The organism is Pseudomonas sp. CHM02 (assembly GCF_000612585.1).
GTDB lineage: Bacteria > Pseudomonadota > Gammaproteobacteria > Pseudomonadales > Pseudomonadaceae > Aquipseudomonas.
Genome location: NZ_JFCA01000081.1, coordinates 1 through 13,326, shown reverse-complemented (window position 1 = coordinate 13,326; position 13,326 = coordinate 1). Strand labels below are relative to the sequence as shown.

Annotated in this window: 14 protein-coding genes; 3 read left to right on the top strand and 11 right to left on the bottom strand. The window is 62.1% G+C overall.

Translation table 11 applies throughout. From position 1 onward, the window contains the following. The 8 genes from BM70_RS0130050 to BM70_RS0130015 form a co-directional block, all read right to left on the bottom strand. A partial coding sequence (locus tag BM70_RS0130050) for an ornithine cyclodeaminase family protein (RefSeq protein WP_025859450.1) occupies positions 1 to 726 on the bottom strand: 726 nt, incomplete at its 3' end. Between the two features lie 59 nt (positions 727 to 785). Beyond that, complete coding sequence (locus BM70_RS0130045; protein ID WP_025859449.1) at positions 786 to 1,712, bottom strand: aliphatic sulfonate ABC transporter substrate-binding protein; 927 nt, start codon at positions 1,710 to 1,712, stop codon at positions 786 to 788. Next, positions 1,712 to 2,725, bottom strand: coding sequence for an ABC transporter substrate-binding protein (locus BM70_RS0130040; RefSeq protein WP_025859448.1), 1,014 nt, complete (start codon positions 2,723 to 2,725; stop codon positions 1,712 to 1,714). Before BM70_RS0130040 ends, BM70_RS0130045 begins: the two co-directional genes overlap by 1 nt. Positions 2,726 to 2,885: 160 nt before the next feature. Beyond that, a complete protein-coding gene (locus BM70_RS0130035; RefSeq protein WP_025859447.1) occupies positions 2,886 to 5,528 on the bottom strand; it encodes a TonB-dependent receptor in 2,643 nt (880 codons plus the stop codon). 229 nt (positions 5,529 to 5,757) lie between these two features. Next, entirely contained in the window at positions 5,758 to 6,702 is a 945-nt protein-coding gene (locus BM70_RS0130030; protein ID WP_025859446.1) for a FecR domain-containing protein, read from the bottom strand. Next, positions 6,699 to 7,208 (bottom strand): sigma-70 family RNA polymerase sigma factor, encoded by a 510-nt coding sequence (locus BM70_RS0130025; RefSeq protein WP_025859445.1) that lies wholly within the window; start codon positions 7,206 to 7,208, stop codon positions 6,699 to 6,701. The genes BM70_RS0130030 and BM70_RS0130025 overlap by 4 nt, the downstream gene beginning before the upstream one ends. A 108-nt stretch (positions 7,209 to 7,316) precedes the next feature. Then, a complete protein-coding gene (locus BM70_RS0130020) occupies positions 7,317 to 8,108 on the bottom strand; it encodes a phosphate/phosphite/phosphonate ABC transporter substrate-binding protein (protein ID WP_025859444.1) in 792 nt (263 codons plus the stop codon). Positions 8,109 to 8,117: 9 nt separating this feature from the next. Continuing rightward, positions 8,118 to 9,047, bottom strand: a complete 930-nt coding sequence (locus tag BM70_RS0130015; RefSeq protein WP_025859443.1) for a fatty acid desaturase — start codon at positions 9,045 to 9,047, stop codon at positions 8,118 to 8,120. A gap of 302 nt (positions 9,048 to 9,349) precedes the next feature. Between BM70_RS0130015 and BM70_RS0130005 the strand changes: the two genes are divergently transcribed. After that, entirely contained in the window at positions 9,350 to 9,787 is a 438-nt protein-coding gene (locus BM70_RS0130005) for a GNAT family N-acetyltransferase (RefSeq protein WP_025859442.1), read from the top strand. 59 nt (positions 9,788 to 9,846) lie between these two features. Continuing rightward, complete coding sequence (locus tag BM70_RS0130000) at positions 9,847 to 10,665, top strand: class I SAM-dependent methyltransferase (protein WP_025859441.1); 819 nt, start codon at positions 9,847 to 9,849, stop codon at positions 10,663 to 10,665. 185 nt (positions 10,666 to 10,850) lie between these two features. Here BM70_RS0130000 and def read toward each other — a convergent pair whose 3' ends face one another. The 3 genes from def to BM70_RS0129985 all read right to left on the bottom strand — a co-directional run bounded on the left by def (position 10,851) and on the right by BM70_RS0129985 (position 12,711). Continuing rightward, positions 10,851 to 11,390 carry a peptide deformylase gene (def, locus tag BM70_RS0129995; protein WP_025859440.1) on the bottom strand — a complete coding sequence of 180 codons (540 nt, stop codon included), beginning with the start codon at positions 11,388 to 11,390 and terminating at the stop codon, positions 10,851 to 10,853. 3 nt (positions 11,391 to 11,393) lie between these two features. After that, the gene (locus tag BM70_RS0129990; protein ID WP_025859439.1) at positions 11,394 to 12,344 is read right to left on the bottom strand and encodes a YihY/virulence factor BrkB family protein; all 951 of its coding nucleotides are present in this window, start codon (positions 12,342 to 12,344) and stop codon (positions 11,394 to 11,396) included. 175 nt (positions 12,345 to 12,519) lie between these two features. Further along, positions 12,520 to 12,711, bottom strand: a complete 192-nt coding sequence (locus tag BM70_RS0129985; protein ID WP_010208215.1) for a CsbD family protein — start codon at positions 12,709 to 12,711, stop codon at positions 12,520 to 12,522. A 199-nt stretch (positions 12,712 to 12,910) separates the two neighbouring features. On the opposite strand from BM70_RS0129985, the gene BM70_RS0129980 reads away from it, so the two are divergent. Next, positions 12,911 to 13,288, top strand: coding sequence for a hypothetical protein (locus BM70_RS0129980; RefSeq protein ID WP_025859438.1), 378 nt, complete (start codon positions 12,911 to 12,913; stop codon positions 13,286 to 13,288). Positions 13,289 to 13,326 lie beyond the last annotated feature (38 nt).

The following is a 13,326-nucleotide window of genomic DNA, read 5'->3' as shown; positions in this document are numbered from 1 at the left end:
GGTGAGCGACAGTTCCACCGCGCTCATGGTGCCGTAGGGCACCACAAAGGCGCCGGGCTTGATCCAGTCGGTGCGCAGCAACGGCTCGGGCTGATCCAGGCGCGAGGCCTCGACGACGATGTCGGCACCACGCACGGTGGACTCCCAATCGTCGGTGACGATCACCGGTTTGCCCAGGTCCTGGCGCAGGCGTCCGGCGAAGGCTTCGCGGCTTTCGCTGCGGCGTGAATGCACGCGGATTTCGTCGAAGTCGAACAGGTGGTCGAGCAGGCGCACATTCCAATACGCCGTGCCACGTGCGCCGATGTGCGCCAGCACCTTGCTGTCGGGCCGGGCCAGGTATTTGGCGCCGATCGCAGTGACGGCGCCGGTGCGCATGTCGGTGATCGCCGAGGCATCGAGAATGGCCTTGGGAATGCCGGTGGCCGGGTCCAGCAGGTTGAGGATCGCCAGTTCCGAGGGCAGGCCCTTGCGGTAATTGTCGACGAAATCCCCCACCACCTTGACCCCCGCGTAGCCGATATCGCCGCCCAGCACACCGCGCAACACGTTGAAGTGGCCGTTGATCCCGCCGCCGGGAATCAGGTGGGTACGCGGTTCGATCACCGCCTCGCCACGCCCCTGGATCGCCAGGCTGGCTTCGATGGCGTTGAGGATTTCGTCATTGGTCAGCCCCAGTTCGTCGATGTCGAGGCCGTTGAGAAAATCGATGTAGATCGGTTGCATGGTCTGCTCACTGATTAAGGGCATTAGGGTCTATGTGGTGAGCGGGCTCGCCACAGAATTCATGGGGCCCTGAAGACGACTTGCTGCACATCGACCTTTTTCGGGATCAGGCCGTTGGTGAAGAACAGGTCGGCAGTGCGTTGCTGGGTGGCGATGTCGGCGGCTTGCAGCGGGCGTATGGGCGTGGAGGAACGGTGCTCGAAGTAGCTTTTGACCACCGCCGATTGCAGGCCCAAGGTCTTGGCCATCAGCGCGATGCTCTCGTCGGGCTGGTCGAGGGACAAGCGTTGTGCCTTGGCGAGGGTCTGGATAATCGTGCCGATGGCCTGGGGGTGCTGTTTGATAAACGGGCTGCTGGCAACAAAGAACGTGCCTGCCGGGTTGAGGCCCTGGCCATCGCCCAGCACGCGGGCAGAGCCGTCGACCACGGCGGCCGAGTAGTACGGGTCCCACACCACCCAGGCATCGACCTTGCCTTGTTCGAAGGCGGCACGCCCGTCGGACGGCGACAGGTACACCACGTCGACATCCTTCCACTGCAAGCCCGCACGCAGCAGACTCTTGAGGAACAGGTTGTGGGCGCTGGAGCCCTTGAGCAACGCCACGCGCTTGCCCTTGAGCTCGGCCACGTTCTGCACGCTGCTGTTTTTGGGCACCAGCACCGCTTCGGATTTGCCCTCGTTGGGCTCGACGGCAAAGTACTGCAACTCGATGCCGGCGGCCTGGGCGAAGATCGGCGGGATGTCACCGATGTTGCCGATGTCCAGGCTGCCACCGTTCAGCGCTTCGATCAGCGGCGGGCCGCCGAGGAACTCGATCCACTGCACCTGCGTACCGGGCAGCGCCTCTTCGAAGAGTTTGTGCTCACGGGCCAGCACCATGCTCACCGAGCTTTTCTGGTAACCGATACGCAAGGTGTCCGGTTCGGCCGCGAGCACCTGGCCGACCACCAGCGAAAGAACCGCAGCAGCGAAGACTTTAAGCATCAGAGCGCTCCCTTGACCTTGGCCGCCACATCCGCCGGCACCCATTGCTGCCAGACCTGTGGATGGTCCTTGAGGAACGCTTCAGCCACCAGGCGTGGCGGTGTGCGTTTCTCGCTCATTTCGCCGAGGATGCCGTTGAGTAAATCGATCGGCAGGTCAACTTTTTCAAACACGCTCACCAATTGCGGGTACTGCGCCTTGAACGGTGCCGACACACCAATCGCCAGGCGCGCGGGCATCGAGCGAGTGCCGATGGGGTTGGGGTTTTTCGCGTCGGACAGGGTCTTCCAGGCTTCGGCGTTGAACGGCGGCTCTTCCAGCTTGACCAGCTTGAAACGGCCCAGCAGCGGCGTCGGCGACCAGTAGTAGAACAGCACCGGTTTGCCACGGCGGATCGACGACGCCACTTCGGCATCCAGTGCTGCGCCGGAGCCGGTGCGGAAGTTGACGAAGCTGTCGGTAAGTTGGTAGGCCTTGAGTTTCTGGCTGTTGACGATCTCCGAGGTCCAGCCGGTGGGGCTGTTGAGGAAGCGTCCACGGGTCGGGTCTTCGGGGTCGCGGAACACGTCCTTGTAGCGCGGCAGGTCGGCCACCGACTTCAGGTCCGGCGCCAGAGGCTTGATACCGCGCTCGGCATCGCCCTTGATCACAAACTCGGGCACCCACCAGCCTTCGGTGGCGCCTTTGACCGTGTCGCCCAGGCCGAAGACCTTGCCTTCGCTCTCGGCCTTGACCCACGCCGGACTGCGCCCGGCCCACTCTTCGCCAATCACCTGGATATCGTCCTTGGCCAGGGCGGCTTCCAGGCTCACGGTGCTGCCGGGCAAGGTGTCGGTGGGCAAGCCGTAGCCCTTCTCGACGATCAGGCGCAGTACCTCGGTGATCAGGCTGCCGCTTTCCCAAGTGATGTCACCGAAGTGGATGGGTTTGACGGCTTCGGCGGCGGGTGTGGGTTGCGCTAAAACGGCCAGTGCCAGTAGTGAGCCACCGAGCAGTGTTTTAAGTCTTTTCATGCAGAACCTCATGGCGAATCAATTTCCAGAACACAGAAGATCCAGTGTGGGAGCGGGCTTGCTCGCGAAGGCGGTGGCTCAGCGATGCATGAGCTGGCTGACCCACCGTATTCGCGGGCAAGCCCGCTCCCACATTTGATCTCTGCGGATTCAAGATCGGTTAAAAGTCATAACTGAGCCGCGTGTAGTAGAACGCCCCTTCCGGCGCCGACGGCGACAGGTAGCTGTATTGCTGGCCCGGGGTCTGGCGCAGGCGGGTGTTGAAGTCGTCGGGTTTGCTGTCGAACAGGTTGTTGGCGCCGACCGACAAGCGCAGTTGTTTGGTGAACGCGTAGTTCACGTCCAGGTCGGTGTTCCATTGCGCGGCGAAGGTCTGGTCGTACTGCGCGTTGGCTTCGCTGGCGGCGTATTTGCGGTACTCGCCGTAGCGGGTTTCGCTGAGCGCGATGGTCCAGGCGCCGATCTTGTGGGTGGCGCCGAGCACCAACTTGTCTTCGGGGTAGCCGTGTTCCAGAAAGCCACGGGCTTCGCGGGTGAGGATGTCGAAACCGTTGGGGTTTTCGTGGACCTTCTCGATCGTGGTGCGTGCCTTGGTGTAGCCGGCCGACAGGCTCAACGCGCCGTACTGCGCCAGGTCCAGGTTGTACTTGCCGACGATGTCGACGCCACGGGTACGCGTGTTGGCGGCGTTGGTCATGAACTGCGCCCAGGTGTACTGGCCAAAGCCGGCCTGCTGCAGGATCTGCTCGGCACGCGGCCCGGAAATGCCACCGCTGTAGAGCAGGCGGTCACGAATCGAGATCTGGTAGGCGTCGATGGTCAGCGAGGCGTTTTCGATCGGACGCAGCACCAGGCCCAGGGAATAGTTGGTGGACTTCTCGGGCTTGAGCGGCTCGGCACCCAAAGCACGGGCGGCCGGGTTGTCGGCGGGCAGCATGCGGGTGAGTACCGGGTTGCCGTTGATATCGACGTTGGTGGTGGTGGTCCACGAGGTGCCGATCTGGCCCAGGGTCGGCGCGCGGAACGAGTTGTTCACCGTGGCGCGCAAGCCCACTTGCGGGGTGAAGTCATAGCGCGCCGAGAGCTTGCCGGTGGTGGCCGAGCCGAAGTCCGAGTAGTGCTCGGTACGCCCGGCGATGCCCACCTGGAATTTGTCGGTGAGCTGGTGTTCGAGGCCGAAGTACACGCCGCCGACATCACGCTTGTAGGTGCCGGCGTCGTCCGGTGTCAGGCCGGAGGCTTGCACCGCGCCAACCTGCACACCGTTGATGCCGCCAAAGGAGTAAGACTCGTAGTCGCCCTCTTCCAGACGATATTGCTCATGGCGGTAGGCAATACCCGCCGAGACGGTCAGTGGATGGCTCGACCAGTTGACGTCCAGGTCCTTGGCGTAATCCAGGCCGATATTGGTCTGGTCATTGACCAACGTGGCCACGTCGAACTTGGTCGGGCTGTTCAGGCCGTAGCTCGGGTTGACCGTGTTGAAAGCCAGTTCATCGTGCTTGTCGCGACCGTAGGTGGCGCTGAGGTCGAAGCGGCCGAGGGTCTCGTCTTCATAGCGCGTGCCGACGGTGAGCGCGCCGTCTTCATAGCGGTAGCGGTACTTGGGAATAGTACCGTTGGGGTAGATGCCCGGCACGTTGTTCGGGTTGTTGGCCAACAGTGGCGGCGTGTTGTTCACCGACTTGTCCTGGCCGAAGGTGGCGAAACTGTAGAGGCGCCACTGATCGCTCAGGCCGATCTCGGCGTTGGCCGCCAGGTTGAATTTATCGCGCCCGGCACCGCCCCAGCGTGGGTCTTGCAGTTGGCCGTCGGCGACGTACTTGTCGCCAATGTCGGTGGGTTTGTTGTTGAGGGTGTTGAAGCTCAGGGTGAGGAAGCCATCCCCCGGCAAACCCAGGCCGTACCAGCCGTCGGTGGTTTTGCTGAAGCCGTCGCCCTGGGCGTATTTGCCCAGTTGGGTGTTCACCTGGCCACCGCTGTCACGCTCCTTGAGCACGATGTTGACCACGCCCGCCACCGCATCCGAGCCGTATTGCGCCGAAGCGCCGTCGCGCAGCACTTCGACGTGGTCGATGCTGCTGATGGGGATCATGTCCAGGTCCACCGGCTGCGCGCCAATGAACGGCACGCCACCGGAGATGTTCACCACCGCCGAGGCATGACGGCGCTTGCCGTTGATCAGCACCAGCGTCTGGTCCGGTGCCAGGCCACGCAGGGACGCGCCCTTGGGGTTCTGGCCACGGGTCGCGCTCTGGTTCTGCGGGAAGTTGAACGACGGCAGCAATTGGAACAGCGCCTGATTGAGGCTGGTGGCGCCGGTCTGCTTGAGTTCTTCGGCGTTGATCACATCCACCGGGGCGGCACTGGTGAGGGCGGTGGCGTCACTGCGCCGGGTGCCGATGGCGACCACGCGGTCCAGGGTCGGGGCCTGGGCGGCGCTGGTCTGGGCCTTTACGTTGCGGGTGGCCTGGGCGCTTTTGACCGCGCCTTCCTTGATGATGAACGCCCCGTCCGGGCTGACCTGGACTTGCAGGCCGGTGCCCTTGAGCGCGGCGTCCACCGCCTGTTGCGCCGACAGCGAACCGTCCACACTGGCCGAGGAATAGTCACCCAGCTGCGGCGTGAACGAGATCACCTGGCCGCTTTGGCGGCTGATGTTGAGCAGCACTTCATCCAGCGGGCCAGGGGCGATGTGGTAGACCTGGCGCGCCTCTTCGGCACTGGCGGCAAACGAGAACAACAGACTGGCCAACGGCACCAGGGCAAAGGTTCGAAGCGGCACACGGTTGAACTGACTCACTTTGGCTCCCCCCAAGGAAACTCGAGAACGCTGCTCCCCGCAGCGCTTACGGGAGTGATGTGGGACAGCGGGGGGAAAACTTGCAGATCGTTTGGTTATGTCCTTAGAACCCACACAATCAATGAGCACCCCACCATTTGTAGGAGCCGGCTTGCCGGCGATGCAGACACCTCGGTGCCCCAGCAAGACCGAGGAGATGCCATCGCCGGCAAGCCGGCTCCTACGAGTTTCAGGTGGCACTGACGGTCACCCACAGGCCGGTGCGGCGGGTGATGTGGATCGGCAAGGTGCGCGCCAGGGTGTCGAGGATTTGCTGTGGGTTGTCCAGGCGGTACAGGCCACTGACGCGCAGACCGGCCACGGAGGGATCCAGGCGCAGCACGCCGTTGTGATAGGGCCGCAGTGCGTCGATGACTTCGGCCAGCGGACGGTCGCGCACTTGCAGGAAGCCATCGACCCAGGCGGTGGCACCGGAGGAACTGGCCTGCATCGGGCCGAAGCCCTCGCGGTTATAGCGCACCTCATGGCCGGCCGTGAGTTGCAGGCGCTCGCCGTTCTGGCCATCGATCTCCACCGCGCCATTCAGGGCGACAACCTGGCCCTGCCCTTCGCGCTCGCGCACCAGAAAACGGTTGCCATAGGCACGCAGACGGGTCTGGTCGGTCTGGATCAGAAACGGCCGAATGCGGTCGCTGGCGACCTTGGCCAGTAACTCGCCTTCGCGCAGGCGCACCAGCCGCCGTTGCGGGTCGAACTGGATATCGGCCGCGCTTTGGGCGTTGAGCAGCAACTCGCTGCCATCGTCCAGCATCACCGTGCGGCGCTCGCCGGTGCCGGTGCGAATATCCGCCGTAAGTTCCGTCAACGGCAAGCCCAGCGGCTTGGCCAACAAGGCGGCGCCGAGCGCTACACCGCCGCCCGCCAGCGCGACCTGCAACACCTGGCGACGGCTGGACGGTGCCTCCAACGCCTGCTGCAACACTTTGCCACTCACCCCTTGCACTTGGGGCACCTGGAACACGCCCAGGCGCGTTTCCAACTGTCGGCACAGGGCGTCGTGGCGCGGGTCGGCGGCACGCCATTGTTCGTAGCGCTGCCAGTCGCCCGCCGTGGCCTGGCCGGAACGCAGCAGCACGTACCAGCGCGTGGCGCTGTCGATCAACTCGTCGTTCATTCCAGGCACAGCCGCAGGCAGCGGTTGAAGGCACGGGTCATGTAGTCGCTGACCGAGCGCTGGGAAATCCCCAGCTCGGCGGCGATTTCCGGGTAAGTCAGGCCGTTGAGCTGGGACAGCAGGAAGGTCGCCTTGACCTTGGCCGGCAAGCCGTCGAGCAACTGGTCGATGGCTTGCAGCGCCTCAAGCATTTGCGCCAGCTCTTCCGGAGACGGTGCGGTTGAAGTCTGGTCGCTGTCGAGTGCATCGAGGTAGGCCCGCTCCAGATCACGGCGGCGCCACAGCTGGTACATCAGGCGTTGGGCGATGGTGGTGAGCAGCGCGCGAGGCTGGCGGATGGGCACGACGCCCGGTGCACTCAGGAGCTGGACAAAGGTATCGGCGGCGATGTCTTCGGCGTGCGCACGGGAATCGAGGTGGCGGTGCAAACGGCTGCACAGCCAGTCGTAATGACTGCGGAACAATCCGCCCACGTAATCGCTGTGAGAAGTGTCGGCGCCGGACATAGTGGCTCCATCTGAGTAGGTTGCGCGTTATGTCCGGTGTTCCGGTGGAGCGATCCTAGCAAGGCTGCTTATTCTTTAATAATATTTAAAAGGTATTTTTATATAACCTTATTTAAGTTTCGCGTAACCGGCGGTGGCGGCCTGCTGCTGGTAGTCCAGCAGTATCCGGTAGTCGTCTTCGCCGGCGGGCAGCACCTCCTGCAAGCCCAATGTGCCGGCGACCTGCGGTAAATCCTGCAATGCCTGGTTCATCGCCTGACGGATCCGCGCCACCTGTTCATCACTCAATCCTTTCGGTCCGATATAAGGCAGGGTCGGGCTGGGTGCGCTGTGCGCGACGATGCGCAGTCCCGCCACTTCCGACGACGCGAAACGGGCAAGGTAGTCGTAGGTGACGCTGTCGATCGCGGCAAGGTCGGCGCGGTCTTCGCGCAACCAGCGCAGGCTCTCGCGGTGGGCGCCACTGATGCCGACACTGGCGAAGAAACGGCCGTCGCGCTGCAACGGCGCCAGGCGCTCGCGCAGCAGGTTCATGCCGCTGTTGGAGTCGTGGCCGTTGATCACGCCGCGACTGTTGTAGAAATCTGCCAAGGCATGGTGCGGGTTGTCGTCACGGGTCAGCAGCAGGCTGCAATGTTCACCGTGGCTGCTGTGGGGCAGTTCATAGCGCGGCCGACCGATCACGCGAACCTGCCCAAGCAACTGGGTCATCAGCGGGTAGCCGCAGGTTTGGGTCACCAGCAGTTCAGGTGCCAGCCACAGGCCGGGCAAGTCGAGGTGATCGGCGTTGAGACGGCGCAGCTCCAGGCGTTCGAGGATGCGCGTCAGCCACTGTTGGTTGGCCTGTTGGATCGGCTCGGGCGCGACATACATCAGCAACTCGGCGTAATGCTCACTCATGGTCATCTCTCACGCAAAAGGGTGCCGGGGGCTGTCGATGGCCTTGAGGCCGTGGCGGCTGATCAACTGGCCATAGCCTTGCACCAGGAAGCCACCGCTGCGCGCCACCCATTGTTCACGTCGAGCGCGGTAGACGGTGGGCAGCAAGTACCAGGGCAGTTTCGGCAAGTCGTGGTGCACCAGGTGCAGGTTGTTGTTGAGAAACAGCCAGGTCCACGGCCAGGACGCTTCGTTGAGCACGGTGCGTTGCTCCGGTTGCGGGTGCGGACGGTGTTCATAGTAGGAACGGATCGAGGCCAGGGACAAGGCCGGCACGCTGACCAGCAGCAGGTAGTGCCACACCGACAGCGCGCTGTAGTGAGCGACGAAACTCAGCATCAGCACAGTGACGACGCCGTGGGCCAGCCACATCGGCCACACCTGGGGCAGGCGTTGTAGCTCATGACGCACCAAGCGGCCAATCGCCAAGGGTGCCGCGAGCAGGAAGCGACCGAGCACGGTCTTGGTCAACCAATGCACGCCACGTTCGAACAGCGAGCTGTTGTCCCAATGCTGCTGGTTGAGGTAGCGGCTTTCCGGGTCGATGCCCGGCAGGGTCAGGTCTTCGTCGTTGTGGTGCAGCAGGTGGCTGTCGCGATACAGCGTGTAGGGATACCACACGGCGAAGGGGGCATAGCCGAGGAGTTTATTCAGCAGCAGCGAACGGGTGGGATGACCATGCAGCAATTCATGTTGCACCGACAGCCACAGCGTCACGACCGGGATCAGCAACAGGGTGCTCAACCACAGGCCCAACCAGTGGCTGCCGAGAATCACGGCGAACCAACCGGCGTACACGCCGATCAACAGCAGCCAGGTCGGCCATTCGGTTCTTGCAGTAAAGGTCGCGGCCAGGGCTTCGATTTCCCGGCGCTGGGTCAGATCAAGGTAGTTGGCCATCGGCAGCTCAGAGCAGGTGTTTCCTGCTCTGTGCAATGAGGCGGGGAAATCTTGCAGATCGTTTGGTTCTAAGCTTGTAACTCAGTGACCGAACAGGCCCGTCTCGGATTTCTTGGCTTTCTTGTCGGCGCGTTTTTCATCCGCGGTCTTTGCCGGTTTTTTCTTCGCGGCTTTTTTTGAATCCATACCTTTGGCCATGATGCATGCTCCACTTACAGGGGATGTAGCACTGGGTATACCACCTATTGCCCGGCAGAAGGCGCTTATAATCCCCGGCCCTTGATAATGCTTGCCTGAACACCATGCCCCCATTGCACATCGCACCCCTGGCAGAGCCGCTGTGGCCGCTGCTGAACAAATTTTATCGCAGCCATAATTCGTCGATGAAGGCGCTCAAGGGCGGGCGTCTTTGGGTGGCGCGGGAGGACGAAATCGTCGCCGGGCTGTGCCTGACACCGGTGGTCGGCGGGCAGTGGCTGACCGGAGTGTTTGTTGACCCCGCCTATCGTGGACAGGGGCTGGCGGCGCGGGTGATCGAGGCAGCGGTGGCCAATGTGGAGGGGACGGTGTGGCTGCTGTGTCATCCGGACCTGGAACGGCTGTATCAATCCATGGGTTTCACCCAGGCCACGCGGCTGCCACAGTCCCTCAGCGAACGGCTGGTGCGCTACAAGCGCAACAAACCGATGATCGCGATGGGCTTAGATCGTTTAGTGAGGTCGACCTCGCATAATGTGTGATCAGCGCGTGCGGGGCCCATGCTAGCCTCGGCGGCACAGTGGCCCTCTACAGGATGATCATGAAAACGACGCTTGCAGTTCTCTCCCTCACCGCCCTGCTCGCCCCGGTCTTGGGCCAGGCAGCCGACGCACCGATCACCGCCCAGCAGTACCAGAGCGTACTCGCCGGCAGTTGGCGCGACCCGGCCAATAGCGCCCGCGACGGCTATCGCCATCCGCAACAGACCTTGGCGTTTTTTGGCTTGGGCGCCAGGCAGACGGTGATTGAAATTACCCCCGGTGGCGGCTGGTACAGCGAGGTGCTGGCGCCGCTGCTCAAGGATCACGGGCAGTACGTTGCGGCCGTGCAAGCGGCGAGCAGCAGTGACTACGCGCGAGCGTCCGAAGCAAATCTGAAGAAGAAATTCGCCGCCGACCCCGCGCGCTACGGCAAGGCCTCGGTGGTCGAGTTCGACCCCAAGGCCCCGGTGTTCGGCAAACCCGCGTCGGCGGATGCCGTACTGACCTTTCGCAATGTGCATAACTGGGTAGAGGCAGGAACCGCACCGGCCACCTTCAGCGCGTTCTACAGCGTGCTCAAGCCCGGCGGCGTGTTGGGCGTGGAAGATCACCGGGCCAAGGACGGGGCGGATCTGCAGGCGATCAAGGACAGCGGTTACCTGACCACCGCGCAGGTGGTGAAGCTGGCGTCCGATGCCGGGTTCAAGCTGGCAGGTCAAAGCGAAGTGAATGCCAACCCGAAGGACACCAAGGATTATCCGGCTGGCGTGTGGACGTTGCCACCGACGTTGAAGCTGGGGGAGCAGGATAAGGCGAAGTACGTGGCGATTGGCGAGTCGGACCGGATGACGTTGCGGTTCATTAAACCCACGCGATAACAATTACTGAAGTATCGCTTTTCTGTGGTGAGCGGGCTTGTCCCGCGCTGGGCTGCGAAGCGTCCCCTATCCAAGCCACCGCGGTCCGTCAGGCACACTGCGGTGACAGGTTTGGGTCTGCTTCGCAGCCCAGCGCGGGACAAGCCCGCTCACCACAACAAGCAGCCTCACATTCAGATGCAGGATCAATCGTCGGCCGTGGGATCCAAGTCCGGGAACATGACTTCGATAAAGCCGAACTTGCTGAAGTCGGTGATCCGCGACGGGTACAACCGGCCGATCAGGTGATCGCATTCATGCTGCACCACCCGCGCATGGAAACCATCGGCAAAGCGCACGATAGGCTCCCCCTTCGGATCGAACCCTTCGTAGCGAATCTGCTGGTAACGGTTCACCGCGCCACGCAGGCCGGGCACGGAGAGGCAGCCTTCATAGCCCTCTTCCAGCACCGGGCTGAGCGGGGTAATCAGCGGGTTGATCAAGATCGTCTGCGGCACTGGCGGCGCGTCCGGGTAGCGCTCGCTGGCTTCGAAACCGAAGATCACCAATTGCAGGTCGACACCGATCTGCGGCGCGGCCAGGCCAACGCCACCCACGTGCTCCATGGTCTGGAACATGTCATCGATCAATTGCCACAGCTCGGGGCTGTCGAACATTTCCGGCGGAACCGGAGGCGCGATGCGCAGCAGGCGCTCGTCGCCCATTTTCAGGATTTCACGGATCATTGATCAGACTTCGTCGGGAGTGGGCTTGGAGTGGTCTCGGCCGAGGCCTGAGACATGCTGTTTTTCATCGGTGTGGCCGGGCTCGTCGAACGCTTTTTCACCCGGGTCCTTGCCCTCGGCGGACATGTGTTCGATCACTGCGTTCATCTCCGCCCCCAGCAACAGCACGGCGGCGGAAATGTAGAAATACAGCAGCAACACGATGATCGCGCCGATACTGCCATACATGGCGTTGTAGTCGGCAAAGGTTTTGACGTAGTAGCCAAAGCCCAGGGACGCGATGATCCACACCACCACCGCGAGCACCGAGCCCGGAGTGATGAAGCGGAATTTCTGCTCCACATCCGGCATCACGTAGTACATCAGGGCCACGGCGAACATCAGCAAAATCACGATCAACGGCCAGCGCAGGATGGTCCACAAGGTGACCACGAACTCCTGCATGCCGATCTGCCCGGCCAGCCATTCCATCACTTGCGGGCCAAGGACCATCAGCGCAGCAGCGGCCAGCAGCATGCCGGCGATGCCAACCGTGTAGAAAATCGACAGTGGGAAGCGCTTCCAGATCGGCCGGCCTTCAACCACATCGTAGGCGGCGTTCATCGCGCTCATCATCAGGCGCACGCCGGCCGAAGCCGTCCACAGCGCGATCACGATACCCACCGACAGCAGGCCACCCTTGGATTGCTGCAACTGGTCGATCACCGGGTTGACCTGCTCCAGGGCCTGGGGCGGCAACACCAGTTCCGACTGCATGCGCAGCCAGGTAAAGAAGTCGGGCAGGTGCAGGAAACCGATCAGGGCAATCAGGAACAGCAGGAAGGGAAACAGCGAGAACAGCATCTGGTAGGCCAGAGCCGACGCGTAGGTGGGCATTTCGTCATCGACGAATTCCTTGACGGTGCGCACCAGCACTTTGTGCAGCTTGAGACCATCGAGAACCGGAAAAATCATAGCGTCTACTTTCGCCGCAAAAATTTGAGTTCGTGGGCGACTCAGGGGCCGTTTTCTACATCAAGGTAGCCTATTTGGCGACCTCGAAACAATTTCGAAACTTTATTCAGCGCGTGCAACACAAAAACGGCCATCCGTGGATGGCCGCGTGGCTGCGCATTCGCAGTCAGCCGGGTCAGGCTTTATCGATGGTTTTCTTTACCGCATCTTTGGCCTTGCCGACGGCTTGCTGAGCTTCGCCTTTCTTTTCCTGAACCTTGCCTTCGGTCTGCAGCTTGGTGTTGTCCGTGGCTTTACCGACACCTTGCTTGATGTTGCCGACGGCTTCGTTCGCCAAACCTTTTGCCTTATCCGCTGTGCTGCCCATGGTATTTCTCCTGAGAACAATCAAGGGTTTTGGTCATTACCTAAAGATTGACCCGAGGCCGTTCGGCAGAGTTTCAATTATTTTTGCCCACGCATTTCATCGAAAGCGGCAGGTTTGGCTTTATGTTTTGCGGCCAACCCACGAGAATGCCCGGCACATTCAGGCTATACCGCTGAATAACAGATCCCGTAGGAAGGTTATGAAACTCAATAAAGCACAGGCCATCGCCCGTAGAAACACCGAACTGGGCGGTGCCGTACTCGGCGTCAACAACTGCCATTTCACCGACCTGGACCGCAAACGCAACATCTGGTGGTTCGACCTGCCGGTGGGCCGTATTGCCGTGGGCCAGTACGAGTGGATCCACCTGTTGATGCACAACGCCGAGACCGACCAGTTGCTGCACCTGAAGGTGCCGACGGCATTCCTGCGCGAGAAGCTCGAAGGCCTGGTGGTGCGCAACGCGGGCAAGCGCAAGCCGGAGATTACCCTGGAACTGAGCGCGGACAAGGATTCGTTCCTCAAGGACGTACGCCCAGCCGGCGCTGGCGTGAGCTTCGCGCAGTTCGCCCTGTAAAATCCCCCCCGCACTCCAATACAGGCCATAAAAAACCG